We start from the raw sequence: 19616 nt of genomic DNA on the forward strand, positions 1-19616 counted from the left end.
GCTATTTCACTATTCTTTATTCTTCAACTTACTGGCAGACCACTAGTCTAAACGTCAAAATAAAGATAGAATTCATGCGGGTGAGGTCTAATAGAGATCTCACGATGATCCTTTCTGCCTAATTCTATGATTTTATCAATTACATCATTAGAATAAATTGGATTGAGGAACTTGCGGTCACTTTCCAATTCGTCTATTGCCTCGCCCAGATTTGCTGGAACCGTCTTGATTCCACGTTTCATCCTTTCCTCTTTTGTCATGTGGTAAATGTTCTCTAAAACTGGGTCACCTGGATCCATCTTTTTCTTTATTCCATCTAGGCCTGCGGCCAATACTGCAGAGAAGACCAAATATGGGTTCGATGATGGGTCAGGAGCTCTGTATTCGAATCGTTTTAGATAGGCATATTTTTCTCCCCTGAAATGCTCTGGCACACGAATTGCAGCTGATCTGTTACTTGGACTCCACGCGATATACACTGGTGCCTCATAACCTGGGACCAGCCTGTGGTACGAGTTTGTAGATGGATTTGTTATGGCGCAGAGTGCCCTTGCGTGATTTAGGATTCCTCCGCAGAAATATCTGCCGATTTGGCTGATCTCGTTTTTATCATCCTTATCGTAAAATGAGTTTCTGCCGTCCTTCCAGAGGCTGACGTTTGTGTGCATACCAGAGCCTGCATCCATGGATATGGGCTTGGGCATCATGGTAGCTACTTTGCCGAACTTTTGTGCAATGTTCTTAACGACATACTTGTATGTCTGCGCACCATCTGCAGCATTTGTCATGTAATCATATTTGATATCGATTTCACACTGTCCCGCAGTTGCCACTTCGTGATGGTGATTGTCGCACAAAATTCCAAAGTGTTCATTTAGAACATCGACGCATTCGTTTCTAAATTCTGTTAGCGTGTCTGATGGTGTGCTTGGATAGTAACCTTCTTGCAATCCCATTGGATAGCCAGTTCCTTCCTGACTCCACGGTGCTTCCTTGGATTCTATGGAATAGGACTGACCCTTGTATGGAGTCAGAACATCCCAATGAACTTTGTCAAATACGAAAAACTCTACTTCTGGGCCCCAATAGCTAAAATCAAAACCCTGTGTCTTGAGGTATTCCTCTGCCTTTTGCGAAATTGCTCTTGGATCGCGCTCTAGTCTTCCCCTACCTTTTCCCCAATACACATCACAGATTAGTCGCGCTGTCTTTTTTTCAGTGACCCATGGAATTACAGCAAATGTGTTCGGGTCTGGCTTGAGGACCAGATCTGAATCATCAACACTGGTAAATCCAACAATGGACGAGCCGTCGAGCTTTGGCAGACCATCCCTCATTTGGTCCGGGGTAAATGTATCTGCGGAAATTGTCGTGTGGTGATATCTTCCAACTAGACTTGAAAATTGTAAATCGATGAATCTAATATTTTCGTGCTTTATTTTTGAAAAAACCTCGTCAGGGGAATACTTGACTTGAGTTGTTTCGCCGTGAAATACTTTGTATGGCAATTTGCTCCCTCAGATTTCAATCGGATGCGCCTTGGATTTAAGGCTTAATTTTTGGCTTTTCTGAGGGTAATGTCTGTCTGACTAACCAAAACAGCAAAAACAGGAATGAAAAGTTATGAACCTAAATATCCTAATGGGCCCTAGATAACAAATGTCGGAAGCAAAAAAAATTGATCTAAACCTGTTGTATTCCACACTGGTTCGGGAAATAGAAAATGACACAGTGCAGGAACTAGAGCCGCAATTTTATAGAAATCTCTCTGGATACCTTGGCAAGCTAAAAAGCGAAGGATATGATGGAATTGAAAGCAAGATCAAAGCCCGACTCGTAGATATGATTACCAATATAGTGACACTATTAGTCAAGACTAGAATAAGCAAGGTAAGCCATGGGGGCTTGAACCTGACTAATCTATTAGATGAGGAAAAATACATCATTGAATCAGCGCAGGACCAGCTGGAGCGAAAAGAGATGATTTTGTCTGCAACGCTGAACGGCAGGACCAAATTATTAGAATCTGTGTCAAAAAAACACAAGACCAAGCCAGTGTCTGTTAGGTTTCTCAAGGACTTCGACCAGTTTGTGGGTGCTGACTTTACCAAATATGGCCCGTACAAGGCAGAGGAAATTGCAATAATTCCAAACGAGAATGCCCAGGCACTCATTGCCAAGAACATCACAATAAAGATAAGCGTGGACTAATGTCGCACATAGACGTAGACGTAATTGACTTTGTTTTACTGACTGTGTATCCTGTTGCCGCGCTCTTTGTAATAGAAATGATATTTCGCGTAATCAAGCTCAAAAATTGGATCAAGCTTGCATCGCAGGCTATGGTATCAATTGGGTTTGGGGTCGCGTATATTACGTTAATTACTGCCCACTGGCTTACTGCGTTTGTTTTGTTTGCGCTAGCTGCTGCGTTATTGTATCAGGCAAGACTATCCAAAATAAAACCGGGCAAGTCAATATACTAGATTTCATTTATAGGCTAAAATGGAAAATAATGGAAGTTTTTTCAAAAATTAGTTCTGAAAAATGAACAAAGAATTAAAACAATTATTTTCCAAATATTGTAGAGAAAAAACCCTTTTTTTGGCGGATTATCTTTTTTTCACCAAAGCGTTTTGCGCGAATTGAGTCAAGCTTGACACATCTATGCTCTTCTGGAAGTCGGTGCTCTGCGCAAAACTCATCTTTGCAGTAATTACACTCAAAGGGGAGGTCTGTCTCGTTTCCGCAATAAGTGCAATTTACTTTCTTCATGATGCTATTATTGTGGAACTTCTAATAAACTAAAAACATAAAACAATCATCCAGAAAATGGTATCATGCTTGAAGGTAAAGTTGCTATTATTACTGGTGCATCTAGCGGAATAGGCGAGGCAACCGCTCGGGCACTCTCAAAGGCAGGCGCCAAGGTAGCAATTGGTGCGCGCAGAACAGACAGGTTAGAGCAGATAAAATCACAAATTGAAAAGGACGGCGGCGAGGTCTTTATGCAAAAACTTGATGTGACAAAAAAGGTAGACTGCGATTCCTTTGTAGATGCGGTGATACAAAAATGGGGAACAGTCGATATCTTGGTTAACAATGCTGGCTTGATGCCTCTTAGCTTTTTTAAAAACTTGAAAGTCTCTGAATGGGATCAGATGGTTGACGTCAACATCAAGGGTGTATTGTATTGCACGGGTGCTGTGATTCCGCATTTGGTTGCAAAAAAGTCCGGCCACATTGTGAATCTGTCATCGGTTGCCGGAAGAATTGTATTTCCTGCTGGATCGGTTTATTGCGCAACAAAACACGCGGTTGCTGCGTTCTCTGAAGGATTAAGGCAAGAGTTTAGTATCAGGTACAACATTCGCGTTACTTCCATAGAGCCAGGGGTTGTTGCAACAGAGCTCAACGACACCATTACCGATGAGTCTTTGAAGGGATTTGTCGAATCAGCTAAGAAAATGGTCGCACTACAGGCAGAAGATATTGCAAATGCTATATTATTTGCAGTCGAGTCACCACCACACATGAATGTCAATGAAATTTTGATTAGGCCCACCACGCAAGAACGATAAAGTAACAAATTCTCATATTAGGCGGCGGATTTTGGGGATGAGCAGTTGCCAACAAAATTCGTATAATTTGTTTGATTGTTCCATTATGTTGTAGACAAAAAAGACTATTTCTTGATGGACTTGGTTGAAGCATTAACATCAAAAGAGTTTACTGAGAATGGCTATGATTCTTTTGTCTTTTCTCTACTCATGTGGCCAAGCAGTGCCTTGAGATCAGAGCTGACATTGTCTACATTCTTCATAAAATCTAGCTTTTCTGTGATGGTTCTCTTGAAGTCTTCTACCTCTGTTTCTATTCGTAGTTTTTCTTGGCAGTCTAGGTGATCTTGATCAGTGCCTGAGATCTTTTTGCAAATAGAGCAGATTTTCATCTGTTATTGGTGGTATCGTCAGGATTTAATTATTTCACGTCTTGCCTAGCTTTTTAGGGGCCGTAGTCCAGCTTGGTTAAGATGCTAGCCTGGGGTGCTAGAGATCGTGAGTTCAAATCTCACCGGCCCCATTTTTTGTAAAAATTTCAACTTTCTATCGTTTACGTCCATTCCGAACAACATATTGGGTAATAGCTATACAATGGTACATCTAACAGGCGTTTGAGGTTATCGCCAACATGCCTACCGGAGTTGAACTTTTGTTAGATGTACAACTACTTCATCATTGAGATTTTTCACGTATGAAAATCTAAGATCCTTAGATTCCACTATACTAGACAAATCCTTGATATGAGACTGCCACGTACGCTAAACTGGTCTTTCACAGCTTGATATCAGATGTCTCTAGAACATCAGCCAGTTTTGGAAATCTACCAAAAATTTCTCTAAATCTGTGGAAATGGAATCAGCTTCATTACCAGCGAGCTGCTATGTTATGATTACCTGACTAATGATTAGTACGGATTTTTTATAATTGGTAGATTATATTTTTCTACTTAATCAATTACTTTGGCTAATTTCAAGTCTTTTTTGAGATTTTTGTGCAGCTCTCAAACCAACTTGAGAACTCCTAGTACATCATCAAAGCTCTGCCTAGTTCTTTTTTCCTTGTAATCTCGCAAAGCAGAAATAATTTTTTGCTTTGGTGGTAGCTTGTAAATTCTATTTACCATTTTTGTAAGACCCGAGCCAATCAGGATTGCTTGGGAAGCTGACGTAACATTAGATGTCTTACGGTCTAAACTGGCACTTTCAAAGTCGATCATAGTAATACTTTTACCTATAATGACATGCTTTGTTATGTTGCTCAATTCCCCATGGTCAAGACCAGCCTCGTCTAATTTGTAACAGTCAGTCAGAACTTTTTTTATGACATCTTTTAGCTTTGTAGCACTTCCCTTACCCTTTAGCTCGGCAACCCAGTCGTAGATTTTGACACCAGACAAAAACTCCATTACGACAAAATTCTTGCCGCTAGCTATTAGTTTGGGCCCTACGCCTACCTTGTTTGCAGCCCCTAGCAATATGGTTTCATTTTTCATGTCTCTTCTTGGCGAATCTGTTCTGCGGATTTTGAGTGCGACTTTTTTTGTACCTATCTTGGCCAAGACCACAATTCCTGCATAGCCCTTGCCCAATACACAAATCTTATCGAGTGTCATTGGACCCTCAAATGACACTCCGTCTATGCCTAGACTCTTGAGCTCCTTTGCCCTTGATTGGAGCTGAGCCCTAGTCGCCCTTGGATATCCAAGTATTGCAGAATATGGTTCCTTGACTAGATCACTTATTGGAAAAAATTGTCTCATCCGTTGAGACGAGTTCCCGTGCAGCCTCTTTAATGGATTTGCCTTTTGCGGCACTTGCAGTTATGATTTTAAATTTTTTAATCTCTGATTTTAGGCCAGCAGGAACTCCGGATTTTTCTATGTTGTACTGGATGAGTAATTTTAGGAATTTTTGCGCATCTGTATTTTGTCTTTTCTGGAGAGAGCAAACCTGCCCATCATCATTAATCCACATTGCCAGGCTTTTCTTTTTATTTGCAGCAATGAATTTTTCCACATGTTCTGATACAAAGAACTCTGGCCCGAGCCGTGTCTTCAGATTATCCAGCTTTTTTGATTGTAATAAAAACAACAAAGATGCAATATTATTCTCAGATATGGTAGCGGATCTCTTTAACACGGAGAACCCTGCCTGATTCATTTGTGTGGCAAGAGATGTTGCAGCTCGCTTTATCTGGCCCCAGATGATATCTGGACTTCGTGGCTTGTACCTAAATGATAAAACCAGAACATTTTTTGTGTCCATCTTAGCGCTTTTCCTCTTTATTGTGAAAAATGATAAGGCCGGCTTGCGCAAAAATGACCGTGCAGCTAGAACAAACCTTCCAATATTTTCATTAGATATTGCGGCTCCAAGATTTCTGTTCTCATCAATTGGATCAATTATGACAATCTTCGTATCAAACCGCTTTGTTGTTTTTCCGATTACCTGACCTGCCTTTAGCCGCGAAATTTCCTTTAATACATTTTCAAGTGAACCGAAATTCAGAACTAGAACCTCTGCCACATAGCCAGAAAAACCCTGCTTGGCAATCTCAGCACCATAGATGTCGTTTGCCTTCAAGAAAGACTTTAGCAGTCTTACCTCGTTTTTCATTGTGTCAGTTAACGATTTTATCATGAATTTTGTGTGAAATGGGGACCTGTCTGCTGAGCTCTTCCAGGAACCTTTCTCTACGTCATAACAAGGAACCACGTTTACCTTGGTGTCACGAATTTGCGCTTCCACGAAAGGGTGCTCGGCGTATCTAACATAGGGCTTGAATTGTTTTAGTGCCGTAAATCCAATTTTTTTACCAATCTCTATGAATTCTTTTTCTGAAGTATCGGAATGAAATTTTACAAAAATATCAATATCTGCTCTTTTTGGAAGCCAAGTTCCCTTGGCATAAGAGCCAACAATCTCTATTCCAGTTACCTGGGAATACTTGGATGCCTCCTTTTGTACTAACTTGACTGACTGCTCCACAATTACGTCCTTTAGCTTTTGCAGCTTCTCTGATGGAATGGTATACTTTTCTGCCCGTTTTAGAATATGGTTCATTTTGCGTTTATTACTCCTATATCAGAATAGATTGGTCCGCTAGGTGTAAGAACGCTTTGCTTGAACTTGATGGAAGAGACCTTTTGAGCGCCGAATTTCACAGAGGAGTATTTTGAGATTTGTGATGTAATGTCGCCTGTCTTGTTTTTTATTCTAAATATGGTAGCATGTGGCTTGAATGGCTTGTCTGATTTGAAACCCAGTGGAGCTAGCTTTTCCTCTACTAGTTTGGCAAGCTCGACAAGTTTTTCCCCTCCTTGGTCTAGACCGATCCAGATTACTCGCGGAAACTTGGGCTTTGGAAAAGCACCTACTCCAATAAATCCAATATCAAATGAGGAAAACTGGATTGTATCCAGCTGAGCTTGAACCTTTTTTGCCATTTCTTCTGTTATTTCTCCTAGAAAGATTAGTGTAAAGTGTATATTATGAATTTCAACTGGCTTTGCAGAAATTTTAATTTCAGATTGTACATTTCTGATTGAATCCAAAACCGTATCATCAGTAATCTCTACTGCAACAAATGTTCGCATTTGAGAAATCACATCTTTGTCTTTTTAATGGCTTGCGGTAAATTCAATACTCAGGCACAAAAAACATTAGTCATGACAAAGCTGATTGTGTGCCTGACTGGTATGCCTGGCGCAGGAAAATCTACAATTTCTGCTGGCCTGCAAAAAAAGGGATTTACTAGCATAAACATGGGTGATGCAGTACGTGCAGAGGCAAGAAGGTGTAACCTAGAGCCAACTGGTCAAAACTTGGGAAAACTCATGCTGGAGTTGCGAGAAAAAAATGGCCAAGGTGCAGTGGCGGAATTAATCAAGGATCAAATTGTAAATTCTAAATCCGACGTTGTATTAATTGACGGCGTACGTTCCAATGCGGAAATCGAGGTACTAAAAAAAATTACCACCGTAAAATTATTGGCAGTACACGCATCAACTGACACTCGTTACACCTTTCTGTCTTTAAGACACAGATCCGATGATCCACAAAGCAGGCAAAGCTTTGATGAGCGAGACAACAGGGAGATAGGAGTTGGAATATCAGCTTCTATTGCGCTCGCTGATGAGACACTATCTAACAACAATCTTACAGTCGATCAGCTAATTGAGACAGCTTATCAAATCATTTCCAAGTGGCTTGCATGATCCCTCTAGTTGACTGCAAAATAGAATTAGTCTGTTCCATTAATCCATCAGAAGATCCTACCAAAATAGAGCAAGCAATATCCAATATTTTGGATAATGCAGAGATTAAGGTAAGTAAATACTCGTTACAGGCAACAGCAAAAGAGCTTGAATCACTATCAAAAATTCATGAATCAATATCAAATCACAACACCAAAAAGATCTATTATCGAATACTAAACGAAAATCTAGAGGGAAACTCTACTTGGTTTTACCTAAACAAGCAAGCAGCCTTTACAAATAATGTTGCAGTATGTGAGCATGATGATGAATCTCCTTTGGGTCCAATCAAGATTATTTTGTCATCGAAGAATATAGAGCGCGTAATAGAGTGGCTTATCTCTTAGTCAGTTTTTTTCCCTATTTGCTCAATTGGATTTGTTTTCTGATTTTTTATGATTTTACCATTATCTGTGCCTGTTGATAGGAAAACTACTATTACTAGGCATAATTTTGTCAGTAGCCGGAGTTCTGGTCTATTCCCAGCAAGACAAGCTAGGCATCAACGTAAATCCCACAATTAATGCAGTAGCAGAAGACATTGGTGGACTAAAGGACACAACAATCAAACGAGTCTCCTATGAACTAGAAAAGACATCCGATGTTGTCGGCGACAAAATTGGCAATGTCGTGCCAAATGTGGACCAGCTAAACCCGATTCCAAAGATCGAAGACCAGCTAACCATTCCGTCAAAAAAAGAAGTGTACACAGGCCAAGTCTATGAAAGAAATGAGAATGAGAAAACATGCAACATTTCTGTTCCTAAAATGGCAAAAACAATCAACGGAGCAAAAGAACTGACGCACACCATAACTCTAATGGACTGCCAATATGAAAAACACAAACCAGTCCAGGTAACAGTGTTGACTCATCCTATAACAGGTGAGCAAACAATAACAGTGGAGCCAACTCCGCAAACCAAAATCTTTGAAATATTAAAATTAACTGCTACAAAAAATGAAGACAACACCGTATTGATCAATTATGAGGACTCTTCTGGTAAGACACTCAAAGTCACAGTGACGCTTAGCAATACTGAAAAGCAATTATTCTCTGGAGAGTTTTTTGCATCAAAGTTTGACACAAGTGTCGATAATGTCTCTGATGCTCCACACATAATAGAAATGATAGTGGAACATACAGAATATGGCACAGTAAATTCGTCAGTGTATAATCCTCAGGGAAATAATGAAAACACCATTTATGGTGTGTTTAGCCAGTAGACACTAGCTGTACCAGCTTTGGTAGGGCATTAGCAGATGTCTGTCTCACTAACAGTTCCATTTCCGATGACATTACTGTTTTTTCCGGATTCACCTCAATTAGCACAGCTCCGTTTTGCTTTGCATATAGCGGTAAAGTGTTTGCAGGCGACACCACCAGAGACGTGCCTGCAATTATCATCACATCACAGGTTTGTGCGTGGAAAATGGCTTCTCCCCAAACATCTTGAGGCAAGCCTTCGCCAAACCAGACTACATCTGGGCGCAAAATGTTGCCACACTTGCATTTTGGTGGAAGAGAGTCAAATGACGTTGCAATATTTTCCTTGAAATCACAAACGGTACATTTTATGCGGATGATGCTCCCGTGCAGTTCCAACACATTCCTACTACCGGATTTTTGGTGTAGTCCATCAATATTTTGAGTCAGAACAATTACCTCTTTGAATTTTGCAAGCTCAGATATTGCAAAATGGCCTGCATTTGGTTTTGCGGCCAGAATGTTTGCCCTTCTTTCCTCGTACCATTCCCATACTAACTTTGGGTCCTCATAGAATGCATCAATTGTTGCAAGTTGCATCGGATCATATCTTCTCCAAAGGCCGTCATTTCCCCTAAATGTTGGAATTCCACTTTCTTGTGATATGCCAGCCCCTGTGACAAAGACTATTTTCTTTGCGTCCTTAATTTGTCTAGCTAGGGAATCAAACATTTTACAAATTTATTTTCAGATACTGTTAATTGACTCTTTTTGAAGGATTAACTGTCTTTCAAATCCTTGCACAAAAAAATCACCCACAAAATAATACTTGTAATGATCTCCAAATGAACCCTTGACTGTAAAATAATCACACCTCAATTCATTTTTTTCTTAAAACTAGCTCTGAAATCCAAAAACTTCCTCTTACAATATCACTTATGTCATCTCTTATCTTAACACAATCTTTTGGCTAGAATGTTATAGCAACAGCCCCAAAATGTATTTGATTTGTACGAATTGGAACTATTAGCATCATTTTTGTGCTTCTTTTCAACCAAAATGTACCCACTGTTGTAAGGTGCACATTGTTGAATTTTGACATATTTTTTAATAAACTCTTGAAATTCAGGTTCGTATTCATCAGCTGTACCTACTTTGTGAGCCATGCAAAAAATTATCACCAACATGATAATACTGTGGTAATTATGAGATAACCTAGAGAAATACTACTTTATTTCAACTTCGAGTAGATCTTTTGCAGCAATAACAGAACCGTGTATCATCTTTGCTTCTTGGATCAGCTCGACCTCATCTTTGTATCTTGCAGAAAAATGAGTCAAGATTAGATTGGATACATTTGCATTTTTAGCTAACATTGCAGCTTCTTTAGCAGTAGAGTGATTGGTTTCTATTGCCTTGTCCTTGAGCTTGTCAGAAAACGTGCAATCAAATGTTAGATAGTCACAATTTTTGAAAAACTCTTCTAATAGTTTGGTAGGCCGTGTGTCTCCAGAGATCCCGATTTTCTTGCCAGGTCTTTTCTCACCTACCACCTGAGATGGTGTAAATGTCTTACCGCCAACTTTGACTTCTTTTCCTGTCTGCAGGTCATGCCAGAGTGGGCCTTCGGGAATTCCAAGCTTTACCGCCTGATCCCTGTCGAATTTTCCAGACTTGTCCTTCTCCTCAAATAGATAAGAGAACGCCAGAACGGAATGTTCTGCCTTTTGAGCACGCACAAGGTATGTTTTTTCATCGCATATCATGCCTGGACTTACTGCAGTAATGACAACAGGAAATGACAGGCCAAACTGCAAAATTCTAATATTCTCTCCAATAAATTGCTCGATTCCATCTGGGCCGTAGATCTCTATAGGTTCTGTTCTGTGTTGTAATGTCATGGTTTGCAATAGTCCAAGAACACCGATGCAGTGGTCCCCATGCATGTGTGTTACAAAGATCTTCATTTTCTTGTTCCATCCAAGGCCTGATTTCAAATATAACATCTGTGCACCTTCTCCGGCATCAAACATCAGAATTTCGCCTTCCCGCTCAAGGCAGATACATGATAATCCTCTGTCTTCTGTTGGCTGCGCCGCAGACGTTCCCAAAAATACTAGCTTCATTTTACCAGAATCATCCTCGTTAGGCTCTTGTGTCTGTATATTTCATATTTTTTTGTCAGATTTAGCTTGACTCCATCGTCTAGGCCTTTCTTACACATGATGGCAAATTTTGCCTTTTTTGGCATCTTTGAGATAAATTTCTTCATTATTTTCTTTGGTGGCTCGGAAACCTTGGACGCTGTACCATATGGCAGATCAGTTACAATTCCATCAAAGCTGAGATTATTCATGTAATCATAATTTTGGTTGTATACTTCACCAGAAAATCCATTTTTCTTGAGATTGTCCCTTGTTATTTTGCACATTTTCTCATCAAAATCAATTCCAATTGATTTGATTCCCATGGATTGTGCCTCAAGCAATGTGCTACCCGTTCCGCAAAATGGATCACAGACTGATTCATCGTCGTGAATTTTTGCCAGATTTATCATGGCTCTGGTAAGCTTCCAATCCAACTCGTGATGAAATTTTATGAGCTTTTCAGGTCGTTTAGCAGGCTCGAATTTAGTGGCAAATCCAAAGAAATTCTCTTCATCTGTGAAAATCATGTAAATCACAACGTCTGGGTCTTCTAGAGATACTTTGGCGTTGCAAAAAGTAGAGACCATACTACCCAATGATCTCTCTATTTCCGGAATGTCTACTGGTTTGTCTGAGAGATTGATTGCCTTACACATGAATGACTTTGCGCCAAACAGGAGAGAATAATTGTTCTCATCAAAGAAAACATTGGACATTTTGCGTAATAACTGTCCTGCAGTTTTTACAAATGTGGCTCGCCTTGCAATTTTTTCCCATGGAGTAACGCTTTGCACTAGAATCAAATTGGAAATAGTCTTGATCTTGGCAAATCTATCATACATTTTTACCAGCGTTACCACTTCATCTACTGCTAATTCTGGATACTCTTTTGAAACTAGAAAAAAGCTTTCTGGCATTTAGATTGCCTTTGCAATTACTCCAGAGACATCTACTATTGATGTGTTACCAGGAATTGTGTTTGCAGATATAATGGCAGAGACACCGGATTTTTTGATTTTCTTTTCGGCATTGTCAATTAATAATGCATGAGTACATACCACATAGATTCGTCCGCACTTTTGCTTCTTGAGAAACTGTGTTGCCTTTACAATACTTCCACCGGTGCTTATCATGTCGTCTACTAGTACTAAGTCTCGTCCCTTTACTCCGTCAAGGTTTCCAGTCATGATCTGAACCTTGCCTGTCTTTCTGTCACGCTGTTTTTGCAATGCAATATAGTCAGTTCCGTAGAGCCTTGCAAATTCCTTTGCCCGCTCTTTTCCTCCCAAGTCTGGTGATACAACAAGTGGATTTTTGAGCTTGATCTTTTTGAGATAATTGGCAAGCTCCGGCACGGCAGAAACATTTCTTATTGGAATGGTAAAGTGCTTGAGCCCAAGTATGCTGTGCATGTCAACTACTATTACTTTTGATGCGCCTGCAGCCGAGAGAAGCTTAGCAATAACAGACAATGTGACTATCTCTCCAAGAAGAAATTCCCTGTCTTGGCGTGCATAACCCATGTATGGTATTGCGCATATTACTTGGTTTGAGAACTGCCTTGCTTTTGAGATAAGAGATAATGTCTGCATCAGGTTTGTATCAACTGGTGGGTATGTCGAATTTACTACGATTATTTTGCCTTTGGGTTTTGCAGAAATTGTAACCTTACTCTCACCATCTGGAAAGACTCGAAGCTCAGATGAAACAAATTTTGCCCTTAGTTTTCTTGCCAGTCTTTTTGCTAGATCTTCAGACGCCTTTCCACCAATAACAGTAACTACTGACAATAATTCAACAATCGAGGAGGGACTCTTAAGTTTTGGGAGTGTTTATTTTTTTGCTGGAGCAGCTTCAGCTGGTTTTGCCTCTTCCGCCTTTTCTTCTTTCTTTTCTGCCTTTTTGTTTACGTATGTCTCAACAAAATTGATCTTCTCCAGTGTCGGGACAAACTTGAAGGCGTCCATCTGGATAAAGTGTTTGATAATTCTCAGGCTTTCTGCACCAAAGATCTCTTCTGGAATGGTAACATCAAGTGTGTTACCGTTTAGCTTTGATGATATCTTTGAATCCTCAACTGGAAGATGTCTTTTTAGAATGCCGTTTATCTTGTCTTCAGGTATTTCTAGTGATTTTAGTATGTTGACATCATACACTACTGTCTTTCCTGCTAGTCTGTGGTTGAAGTCAACTTGGACTCTGCCAGAACCGACAAATCTTACGACTCCTGTTTTCTGATCAACTTCGATAGTGTCGCCGACACCGACCTTGTCTGCGTCTTCGCCTAGCTTTCTTAGTGGAATCATGCGGACCTTTCCAGTGTCGCGCTCGCCAAAGCCCTTGTCTGGTGTAACATCTACTGTCAGATTATCGCCCATCTTTGCTCCTGCCAAAGCATCATCAAGACCCTTTAGAACCCAGGACTCACCTACTGAGACCAGTTTTGGTTGGTACTTGATGTTTTCCTGGAATAGGTTGTGCTTTTTTGCCTCGTCTGCAATAGTGGTCTCTACTACTTCGTTAGAGTCCTTTACCTTGGCAGTATAATCAATCAGAATCAATGAGCCTTTAGTGAATGCCATGCGATCGCTCCTCGAATTTCCTAATATTAAAGCTGCTTGAGTTTGTCTTCGGCAACTTTGAGGGCTTCCATCTGCTTGGTCTTGTAGCCCATCATTTCTAGTGTGGAGCCGATTGAAGAAATTGTTCGCATAACGTGGTATTTTTGAACCTCACCCATGCAGCCAACACGGAACACTTTACCCTTGAGGTTTCCAAATCCGCCTGCAACCAGAACTCGGAACTTTTCTGCAAGTGTGTTTCTAAAGGTCTTATCCTCTAATCCTTCTAGGTAGTTTAGCGCAACGACAACTGTAGATCTTGCGTCTTCTTTTGCAAATGGAGTCAGACCAAGCTCGGATAATCCAGAATAGAGTGCCTGTGAGCAGACTCGGTGTCTTCTGATTCTATTATCTACTCCTTCTTCTAGTATGATGTTCATTGCCTCTCTGTATGCATATAACAATGGGAGGGCTGGCGTGAATGGCGTGTGCTTTGCCTCTTCGTAATAGTGGAAATATCTTGATAAATTAAAGTACATTGTCTTCGGCGGATTTGCATTCATGTATTTTTTGGCTCGCTCGTTTACAACAATTGGCGAGATTCCTGGTGGTGCTGCAAATGCCTTTTGTGCTCCCGTCATCGCAACGTCGATTCCCCACTTGTCCGTTTCCAGGTCTTCGCCGCCGACAATTGAAACACCGTCTACTACATAGAATGCGTCGTTTCTTGCGGTAAGATCCTTGATTCTATCCAAATAATTTATCATGGTTCCTGTCGAGGTCTCATTCCATACGCAATAGAACGCCTTGACGTCCTTGTTGTTGTCAAATGCCTCCTTTACTTGATCAAATGTTACATTTGTACCAGGTGTGCTTTCCAGTTTTATGACTTTGGCGCCGGCCCATTCCAGCATCTGTGCCAATCTTCCGGAGAACTCTCCGTTTGTTGGTATGATTACTTTGTCTCCCGGCTTTACAATATTGACAACGCTTGCCTCAACAGCTCCTGTTCCTGACGCTGAAAGCAAGACTGCCTCACCACTACTCTTGAAAACTTTTTGTGTTTTTTCTACAGCGTCTTGGTATAATTCTACAAAATCGTCACTTCGATGATTTATCATCGGTGTCATCATTGCGCGCATTACTCGCTCTGGTACGTTTGTTGGACCAGGCAACATGACTAGATATTCCATAAGCAGTTTGATTGTTTTGCGGGCTTTATTTAAAACTAAAGTTTGGCTAGGCGACTTTGTGCATTAATTTTCAGCATTACTTTTGCGGTTCCTTGTGGGACAAACTCGGCCCAGCTTTGACCCGTTGCTATTTTTTGCCTAATGTCAGTTCCAGACAAGATTTCTCTCTGTTTTAATGGAACTGATATCACTTGGATTTCTCGCTTTTTGTACAATTCATGCGTAAAATCATCGTTTGAAAATACCACATCATATTTTGGAATGATACTGTCAACGTGATAAGTCCACTTGGCATGATCGTTTACGTCTGGTACAAAATAGATCTTACATTTTTGTAAATCAGATTTTTCCATGGATGAGTCTATCATTTCTTTTCGCTCTTCTGCTGTGAATGGGTTTCTTTTTTCATTGAATCGATTAGAGCTGCCGATTCCTATTGCCAAATTATCCACCTGAGTTAATGCAAATTTTACTGCGGCTAAATGCCCCAAATGGAAAGGCTGGAATCTGCCTATGAGAAGACCATCCATGATTTTTTTGCCTTCACTTGATTTAAAAACTAAACAATGAAACCAGAACAAATGGAAGCACTGCTAATAGACGGCTCGCACGGCGAAGGCGGAGGACAAATCTTGCGCTCCGCACTTACGCTTTCTACCATAACGCAAAAGCCAATTAAAATAGAAAACATTCGCCACAACCGAAAGATTCCAGGACTGCGACCATCACATCTATCTACAATCAAGCTTCTCGGTAAAATATGTGATGCAAAAATTGACGGACTGACAGTCGGCTCTACCAGCATTACATTTTCACCAGGACAGATTCAAGACACGAGACTGCAGGAAAATGTCGGAACTGCTGGTAGCATCTCATTGATTTTGCAGGCAATAATTCCAGCCGTAGCACTTGCAGGAAAAAAACTGGAGCTATCAATTTTTGGAGGAACAGATGTTCCATGGAGTCCTACATCAAATTATACGAAATTTGTTATAGGCGAAGCATTTTCACGCCTTGGCATAAAATTTGAGATGAGCATCAAAAAGCGTGGATATTACCCAAAGGGAGGAGGCCAAGTAGACGTAACAATTTTTCCATGCCATAAACTAGTCCCAATTCATCTATCACAAAGAACAACAAAGGAGGCAAAAATTCTCTGCTCTTTCTCTGGAACATCACAAAATGAAATTGGAAATCATATCACTTTTGCAAAAAACACACTAGAGCAAAAAGGATTCTCTGCACAAACACAAATCACAAAAGATCAAGCACTCAACCCTGGCGCATCATTTTTGATATATAGTCATGATTCTTCTTCCATAAATGGTGTAGACGAGCTGTTGCATGTCCAAAACAAGTCAAGCTTTGGCAAAGATGCAACAATCTCATTTACTTCATCAACCCTTGGTGCAGACTCTAATCTCTCTGACATACTCGTAACGCCGCTTGCGCTAGCCAAAGAAATGTCTATTTTCACTGTACCAGAAATATCAAAACATCTTGAGACAAACCTCTACATCACATCCAAGATCACTGGCTGTAAGTATGGTGTAGGCAAAATCGACGGCGGCTATGAAGTCAGAATTGTAGGCTCAGAGGCCAGCATCTAGAATAGCGGCAAACAATAGCACCAAAACGGACAGAACTACTGTTACCTCGCCTACGATGATGATCTTTTTTCGGAGCTTGGCTACTTGAGCTGCGTTCAGCTCCTTTTGCATTATTTTTTCTTCAATGTCCTTTCGAATAATTCTCACATGGACTGCATATGAAACCAAAAGCGCAGCTACTAGGAGCATTTTGATTATCAGCATTGTGCCATAGGTAGACATAAACAAAAATTCTGGTTTGCTCAAAATTTGGTGAGAGCTCCAGATTCCTGTCGCAATCAATATCAACAAGGCAGGTATTGCGATTTTGTTAAATCGCCTTCCTACTCTGATCATTATTTGCAGTCGCTCTTCAATGGTTGGCGCCATTGTCTTTAGTATTGGAGCAAAAACTATGGCAATGAACAGCGAACCGCCAACCCAGATTGCCGAACAAATCAAATGAATCCACATTATGATTGCTTGCTCTAATGCCAACAAATTCCCAAGTTTTACTTCAAATATTATCTAACTGAAACCAACATTTTTTAGTTCAGATAATTTGTTACCATTAATTGGCTATACAAAGTAAGGTGATTCTCTATGGAGCGATTGGTTGCCTACTGGCAATGCTCGGAGGCATCACTTGGTACGCAAGCCTGGATAATCCAAAACTGGAAATGATCGAGCTAGACATGGGCACAGTCAAACTAGTTAGCGAAAACTCCATTGAAGGAAAGGCAAGGCTTGATGTCGGCTTTGTAATAAGAAATCCAAGCGACAAGACATTCACCATATCTAGAATTGACTATGAATTATTTGCAAACGGTGTCTCGCTTGGCAAAAGCCAATACTCTACAGAAGATGTCGCAATGCCTGGTCGCGCGGCATTTTATCCTAATGCCGAAATTGAGCTCCCAAGTCCGTTTACTCTGACTAAAACTCCAGAAAATGCCGACCAGTACATAGCAATCACAACAAAAACCCCAATAATGTATTCAGCCAAGGGTCTAGTCGTGGTAGAATCTGCTTGGAGTCTAGTGGAAAAAGAATTCAACATTTCTCAATAATTTTGTAAAAGGTGGGCCGAGAGAGATTCGAACTCTCGATCACCGCCGTGTCGAGGCGGTATCCTAACCAACTAGACTACCGGCCCAATAAAGTACAGACCATGAGCTCTACATTATTAACCTTTAAACAACACCAACAGATTCATGAGCGAATTCTCCAGCCAAGAAAAGTCTGGACTCTACAAGGCAATCTTCACAAGGCGAGACGTTAGATCCCATTTTAACTCAAAACCAATTCCGGATGAGACACTAGCAAGAATTCTTAATGCAGCTCATCATGCACCATCTGTTGGATTCTCCCAACCGTGGAATTTTGTTTTGATTAGGAATAACACCACGAAACAAAAGGTCAAAGAATCATTTGAAGCTGAAAAATTCCGCTCATCAAATGATGTCAATGATCAAAAAAAGGAAAAATATCTCTTGCTAAAGCTGGAAGGAATTTTGGAATCTGACGTGAATCTGTGCATTACTTATGATCCAGCCAGATTCGGACCATTTGTGATTGGCAGGTCAAGCATCCCAGAAACGGGTATCTATAGTGTTTGCTGCGCGGTGCAGAATTTATGGCTTGCAGCCCGCTCAGAAGGAATCGGAGTTGGCTGGGTCAGTATTCTGTCCAATGAAACCCTAAAGCAAGCACTAAATCTGCCAGAGCATATTGTGCCTGTTGCGTATCTGTGCCTTGGACATGTGGAGGAATTTGCAGAAAAGCCTGACTTGGAGAATGCAAAATGGCTTCCGCGTCTTGAGCTCAAGGACGTTGTCTATTTTGAAAAGTGGGGCCAAACATCAAGTGAACTATGGAACAAAATCAACGAATTGATCAGAACAAATCTTGATTACGCTTTTATGAAGTAAAACCCACAGTTTTGTTCTGGGCTTGTAGCGCAGAGCCAATTTTGGCGCGCAACATGGATAGCGCAGTAGCCTCCTAAGTTACAGGTCGAGGGATCGAAGCCCTCCAAGCCCGCTTACCATTATTTTATCAAGTATTGCCAAACCTACTTTCTAATTTAAATAAAGAACAAAGAAACCTAACCTGATGAAAATAGTTGTAATCTCTGGCAGCCCACGAAAACAAGCAGTAACTCAAGTAATGATGAAGTTTGTCCACGAATATACCAAGTCAAAAAACGCAGAAACAAAATTCATCAATTTGTCCGATGGTATGGTTGACTGTTACAAGGGCTACGACGTGACCTATTCTGATACAACAACCCAAGCAGCAAAGGACATAATGGATGCAGACGTCTGGTTGATTGGCACGCCCATCTACAACTCATTTTTCAGCGCCGCACTCAAAAATCTCTTTGAGTATGTCAACTACAAATCTACTGCCGGAAAAACCGCAGGACTTGCAATTTTGGCCTCAGGCACAATAGGCTTTACAGACGTACAAACATTACTGACCCAACTGATGTCATATTTCAAAGTCATAACAAACCCCAAGGTAGTATTCATGACCGTAGAACAAATTAAGGACGGAACAATCGAAGAGGCAAGCAAAGTCAAGCTCAGAGAGCTAGTTGATGAAACAATATTGCTTGCTTCTAGACCAAAGTAGAAGTTGCAGGCAGGTACACTACCTTGAATATTTTGACGATATAGTTACCCTCATAGATCGCTGTAACCTTTGATCCACTGACATCTCTTACTCGGAACTTGTACTCATAAGAGCCGTCTTTCTTGACATCGGTCTGTGCAAAGTGGATTGGATCGCCATTTTTAAAGATCTGAATTATCACTGGATACCCCTCAACTGGGTTTGTAATTTTTCCCTCAACAAATCCCCATGGAAGCTTGTTGTTTTTTGGAGCAGAAAACGGCACTTCTGTTTTTTCTAGTCCTATTGAGGAATTGATTGGTGTCAGGCTTGTTTCTGCAAATGCCGAGTTTACTGTTGTCATTACAGCTGCAAATGCAATTACTGCAATGATTGCCTTTACGAACATTAACGATTTTTTGCCCAAGTCAAATATTAAGATGACGTATCAATGATACACATGGAACAGCTAAACGATGGTTGCACGT

25 protein-coding genes and 2 tRNA genes are annotated in these 19616 nt (G+C 40.7%); 11 read left to right on the top strand and 16 right to left on the bottom strand.

Going from position 1 to position 19616, the window contains the following annotated elements; genetic code table 11:
- Nucleotides 1-47: 47 nt before the first annotated feature.
- Entirely contained in the window at nucleotides 48-1508 is a 1461-nt protein-coding gene (glnA, locus tag FJ354_02080; GenBank protein ID MBM3905457.1) for a type I glutamate--ammonia ligase, read from the bottom strand.
- Nucleotides 1509-1659: 151 nt separating this feature from the next.
- Between glnA and FJ354_02085 the strand changes: the two genes are divergently transcribed.
- The gene (locus FJ354_02085; GenBank protein MBM3905458.1) at nucleotides 1660-2211 is read left to right on the top strand and encodes a hypothetical protein; all 552 of its coding nucleotides are present in this window, start codon (nucleotides 1660-1662) and stop codon (nucleotides 2209-2211) included.
- The gene (locus tag FJ354_02090; protein MBM3905459.1) at nucleotides 2211-2486 is read left to right on the top strand and encodes a hypothetical protein; all 276 of its coding nucleotides are present in this window, start codon (nucleotides 2211-2213) and stop codon (nucleotides 2484-2486) included. The genes FJ354_02085 and FJ354_02090 overlap by 1 nt, the downstream gene beginning before the upstream one ends.
- 82 nt (nucleotides 2487-2568) lie before the next feature.
- Here the strand turns inward: FJ354_02090 and FJ354_02095 are convergent, their stop codons facing one another.
- Nucleotides 2569-2775: a nucleotide-binding protein gene (locus FJ354_02095; GenBank protein ID MBM3905460.1), complete on the bottom strand. Its 207-nt coding sequence runs from the start codon at nucleotides 2773-2775 to the stop codon at nucleotides 2569-2571.
- Between the two features lie 65 nt (nucleotides 2776-2840).
- Between FJ354_02095 and FJ354_02100 the strand changes: the two genes are divergently transcribed.
- Entirely contained in the window at nucleotides 2841-3581 is a 741-nt protein-coding gene (locus FJ354_02100; GenBank protein MBM3905461.1) for an SDR family oxidoreductase, read from the top strand.
- A gap of 161 nt (nucleotides 3582-3742) precedes the next feature.
- On the opposite strand, the gene FJ354_02105 is transcribed toward FJ354_02100, so the two are convergent.
- Nucleotides 3743-3952, bottom strand: a complete 210-nt coding sequence (locus FJ354_02105; protein ID MBM3905462.1) for a hypothetical protein — start codon at nucleotides 3950-3952, stop codon at nucleotides 3743-3745.
- 56 nt (nucleotides 3953-4008) lie between these two features.
- Between FJ354_02105 and FJ354_02110 the strand changes: the two genes are divergently transcribed.
- Nucleotides 4009-4083: transfer RNA gene (locus FJ354_02110), tRNA-Pro, on the top strand.
- Nucleotides 4084-4563: 480 nt separating this feature from the next.
- On the opposite strand, the gene FJ354_02115 is transcribed toward FJ354_02110, so the two are convergent.
- From FJ354_02115 to thpR, 3 genes are read right to left on the bottom strand one after another with little or no spacing between them, the layout of a single operon-like run.
- On the bottom strand, nucleotides 4564-5322 hold the full coding sequence (locus FJ354_02115) for a serine/threonine protein kinase (protein ID MBM3905463.1): 759 nt from the start codon (nucleotides 5320-5322) through the stop codon (nucleotides 4564-4566).
- Nucleotides 5297-6625, bottom strand: coding sequence for a CCA tRNA nucleotidyltransferase (gene cca, locus FJ354_02120; GenBank protein MBM3905464.1), 1329 nt, complete (start codon nucleotides 6623-6625; stop codon nucleotides 5297-5299). The genes FJ354_02115 and cca overlap by 26 nt, the downstream gene beginning before the upstream one ends.
- Nucleotides 6622-7158, bottom strand: a complete 537-nt coding sequence (thpR, locus tag FJ354_02125; protein ID MBM3905465.1) for an RNA 2',3'-cyclic phosphodiesterase — start codon at nucleotides 7156-7158, stop codon at nucleotides 6622-6624. The genes cca and thpR overlap by 4 nt, the downstream gene beginning before the upstream one ends.
- A 72-nt stretch (nucleotides 7159-7230) precedes the next feature.
- On the opposite strand from thpR, the gene FJ354_02130 reads away from it, so the two are divergent.
- From FJ354_02130 to FJ354_02140, 3 genes are all read left to right on the top strand, one after another.
- Nucleotides 7231-7779, top strand: coding sequence for a dephospho-CoA kinase (locus FJ354_02130; GenBank protein ID MBM3905466.1), 549 nt, complete (start codon nucleotides 7231-7233; stop codon nucleotides 7777-7779).
- Nucleotides 7776-8165 (top strand): hypothetical protein, encoded by a 390-nt coding sequence (locus tag FJ354_02135; GenBank protein ID MBM3905467.1) that lies wholly within the window; start codon nucleotides 7776-7778, stop codon nucleotides 8163-8165. Before FJ354_02130 ends, FJ354_02135 begins: the two co-directional genes overlap by 4 nt.
- A gap of 73 nt (nucleotides 8166-8238) precedes the next feature.
- Nucleotides 8239-9042 (top strand): hypothetical protein, encoded by an 804-nt coding sequence (locus FJ354_02140; GenBank protein MBM3905468.1) that lies wholly within the window; start codon nucleotides 8239-8241, stop codon nucleotides 9040-9042.
- On the opposite strand, the gene FJ354_02145 is transcribed toward FJ354_02140, so the two are convergent.
- The 7 genes from FJ354_02145 to FJ354_02175 form a co-directional block, all read right to left on the bottom strand.
- The gene (locus FJ354_02145) at nucleotides 9032-9754 is read right to left on the bottom strand and encodes an NAD-dependent deacylase (GenBank protein MBM3905469.1); all 723 of its coding nucleotides are present in this window, start codon (nucleotides 9752-9754) and stop codon (nucleotides 9032-9034) included. The genes FJ354_02140 and FJ354_02145 overlap by 11 nt on opposite strands.
- Before the next feature lie 494 nt (nucleotides 9755-10248).
- Nucleotides 10249-11148 carry a ribonuclease Z gene (rnz, locus tag FJ354_02150; protein MBM3905470.1) on the bottom strand — a complete coding sequence of 300 codons (900 nt, stop codon included), beginning with the start codon at nucleotides 11146-11148 and terminating at the stop codon, nucleotides 10249-10251.
- Nucleotides 11145-12086 carry a methyltransferase domain-containing protein gene (locus FJ354_02155; protein MBM3905471.1) on the bottom strand — a complete coding sequence of 314 codons (942 nt, stop codon included), beginning with the start codon at nucleotides 12084-12086 and terminating at the stop codon, nucleotides 11145-11147. Before FJ354_02155 ends, rnz begins: the two co-directional genes overlap by 4 nt.
- Nucleotides 12087-12959 (bottom strand): ribose-phosphate pyrophosphokinase, encoded by an 873-nt coding sequence (locus tag FJ354_02160; protein ID MBM3905472.1) that lies wholly within the window; start codon nucleotides 12957-12959, stop codon nucleotides 12087-12089.
- 42 nt (nucleotides 12960-13001) lie between these two features.
- On the bottom strand, nucleotides 13002-13751 hold the full coding sequence (locus tag FJ354_02165; GenBank protein MBM3905473.1) for a peptidylprolyl isomerase: 750 nt from the start codon (nucleotides 13749-13751) through the stop codon (nucleotides 13002-13004).
- A gap of 26 nt (nucleotides 13752-13777) precedes the next feature.
- Entirely contained in the window at nucleotides 13778-14923 is a 1146-nt protein-coding gene (locus FJ354_02170) for an alanine--glyoxylate aminotransferase family protein (GenBank protein MBM3905474.1), read from the bottom strand.
- A gap of 35 nt (nucleotides 14924-14958) precedes the next feature.
- The gene (locus FJ354_02175) at nucleotides 14959-15453 is read right to left on the bottom strand and encodes a nicotinamide-nucleotide adenylyltransferase (protein MBM3905475.1); all 495 of its coding nucleotides are present in this window, start codon (nucleotides 15451-15453) and stop codon (nucleotides 14959-14961) included.
- A gap of 51 nt (nucleotides 15454-15504) precedes the next feature.
- On the opposite strand from FJ354_02175, the gene rtcA reads away from it, so the two are divergent.
- On the top strand, nucleotides 15505-16533 hold the full coding sequence (rtcA, locus tag FJ354_02180) for an RNA 3'-phosphate cyclase (protein MBM3905476.1): 1029 nt from the start codon (nucleotides 15505-15507) through the stop codon (nucleotides 16531-16533).
- On the opposite strand, the gene FJ354_02185 is transcribed toward rtcA, so the two are convergent.
- The gene (locus FJ354_02185; GenBank protein MBM3905477.1) at nucleotides 16516-17013 is read right to left on the bottom strand and encodes a copper-binding protein; all 498 of its coding nucleotides are present in this window, start codon (nucleotides 17011-17013) and stop codon (nucleotides 16516-16518) included. The genes rtcA and FJ354_02185 overlap by 18 nt on opposite strands.
- Before the next feature lie 74 nt (nucleotides 17014-17087).
- On the opposite strand from FJ354_02185, the gene FJ354_02190 reads away from it, so the two are divergent.
- A complete protein-coding gene (locus FJ354_02190) occupies nucleotides 17088-17582 on the top strand; it encodes a hypothetical protein (protein ID MBM3905478.1) in 495 nt (164 codons plus the stop codon).
- Between the two features lie 12 nt (nucleotides 17583-17594).
- On the opposite strand, the gene FJ354_02195 is transcribed toward FJ354_02190, so the two are convergent.
- A tRNA-Val gene (locus FJ354_02195) sits at nucleotides 17595-17668 on the bottom strand.
- Nucleotides 17669-17726: 58 nt separating this feature from the next.
- On the opposite strand from FJ354_02195, the gene bluB reads away from it, so the two are divergent.
- Complete coding sequence (gene bluB, locus FJ354_02200) at nucleotides 17727-18443, top strand: 5,6-dimethylbenzimidazole synthase (GenBank protein ID MBM3905479.1); 717 nt, start codon at nucleotides 17727-17729, stop codon at nucleotides 18441-18443.
- 184 nt (nucleotides 18444-18627) lie between these two features.
- Nucleotides 18628-19149, top strand: coding sequence for an NAD(P)H-dependent oxidoreductase (locus FJ354_02205; GenBank protein MBM3905480.1), 522 nt, complete (start codon nucleotides 18628-18630; stop codon nucleotides 19147-19149).
- Here FJ354_02205 and FJ354_02210 read toward each other — a convergent pair.
- Nucleotides 19136-19537, bottom strand: coding sequence for a hypothetical protein (locus tag FJ354_02210; GenBank protein ID MBM3905481.1), 402 nt, complete (start codon nucleotides 19535-19537; stop codon nucleotides 19136-19138). The two genes, FJ354_02205 and FJ354_02210, sit on opposite strands and share 14 nt — an antisense overlap.
- Nucleotides 19538-19616 lie beyond the last annotated feature (79 nt).

The sequence above is a fragment of the Nitrososphaerota archaeon genome (assembly GCA_016872055.1).
Taxonomy (GTDB): domain Archaea; phylum Thermoproteota; class Nitrososphaeria; order Nitrososphaerales; family Nitrosopumilaceae; genus Nitrosotenuis.

What these genes read in the sequence shown, in the direction of transcription:
- FJ354_02130 (MBM3905466.1), top strand. Translation starts at nt 7,231, where the DNA reads ATGACAAAGCTGATTGTGTGCCTGACTGGTATGCCTGGCGCAGGAAAA.
- FJ354_02205 (MBM3905480.1), top strand. Translation starts at nt 18,628, where the DNA reads ATGAAAATAGTTGTAATCTCTGGCAGCCCACGAAAACAAGCAGTAACT.
- FJ354_02170 (MBM3905474.1), bottom strand. Translation starts at nt 14,923, where the DNA reads ATGGAATATCTAGTCATGTTGCCTGGTCCAACAAACGTACCAGAGCGA.
- FJ354_02085 (MBM3905458.1), top strand. Translation starts at nt 1,660, where the DNA reads ATGTCGGAAGCAAAAAAAATTGATCTAAACCTGTTGTATTCCACACTG.
- FJ354_02090 (MBM3905459.1), top strand. Translation starts at nt 2,211, where the DNA reads ATGTCGCACATAGACGTAGACGTAATTGACTTTGTTTTACTGACTGTG.
- rnz (MBM3905470.1), bottom strand. Translation starts at nt 11,148, where the DNA reads ATGAAGCTAGTATTTTTGGGAACGTCTGCGGCGCAGCCAACAGAAGAC.
- FJ354_02155 (MBM3905471.1), bottom strand. Translation starts at nt 12,086, where the DNA reads ATGCCAGAAAGCTTTTTTCTAGTTTCAAAAGAGTATCCAGAATTAGCA.
- FJ354_02105 (MBM3905462.1), bottom strand. Translation starts at nt 3,952, where the DNA reads ATGAAAATCTGCTCTATTTGCAAAAAGATCTCAGGCACTGATCAAGAT.
- FJ354_02210 (MBM3905481.1), bottom strand. Translation starts at nt 19,537, where the DNA reads ATGTTCGTAAAGGCAATCATTGCAGTAATTGCATTTGCAGCTGTAATG.
- FJ354_02175 (MBM3905475.1), bottom strand. Translation starts at nt 15,453, where the DNA reads ATGGATGGTCTTCTCATAGGCAGATTCCAGCCTTTCCATTTGGGGCAT.
- FJ354_02095 (MBM3905460.1), bottom strand. Translation starts at nt 2,775, where the DNA reads ATGAAGAAAGTAAATTGCACTTATTGCGGAAACGAGACAGACCTCCCC.
- FJ354_02145 (MBM3905469.1), bottom strand. Translation starts at nt 9,754, where the DNA reads ATGTTTGATTCCCTAGCTAGACAAATTAAGGACGCAAAGAAAATAGTC.
- thpR (MBM3905465.1), bottom strand. Translation starts at nt 7,158, where the DNA reads ATGCGAACATTTGTTGCAGTAGAGATTACTGATGATACGGTTTTGGAT.
- FJ354_02165 (MBM3905473.1), bottom strand. Translation starts at nt 13,751, where the DNA reads ATGGCATTCACTAAAGGCTCATTGATTCTGATTGATTATACTGCCAAG.
- rtcA (MBM3905476.1), top strand. Translation starts at nt 15,505, where the DNA reads ATGGAAGCACTGCTAATAGACGGCTCGCACGGCGAAGGCGGAGGACAA.
- cca (MBM3905464.1), bottom strand. Translation starts at nt 6,625, where the DNA reads ATGAACCATATTCTAAAACGGGCAGAAAAGTATACCATTCCATCAGAG.
- FJ354_02100 (MBM3905461.1), top strand. Translation starts at nt 2,841, where the DNA reads ATGCTTGAAGGTAAAGTTGCTATTATTACTGGTGCATCTAGCGGAATA.
- FJ354_02135 (MBM3905467.1), top strand. Translation starts at nt 7,776, where the DNA reads ATGATCCCTCTAGTTGACTGCAAAATAGAATTAGTCTGTTCCATTAAT.
- bluB (MBM3905479.1), top strand. Translation starts at nt 17,727, where the DNA reads ATGAGCGAATTCTCCAGCCAAGAAAAGTCTGGACTCTACAAGGCAATC.
- FJ354_02115 (MBM3905463.1), bottom strand. Translation starts at nt 5,322, where the DNA reads ATGAGACAATTTTTTCCAATAAGTGATCTAGTCAAGGAACCATATTCT.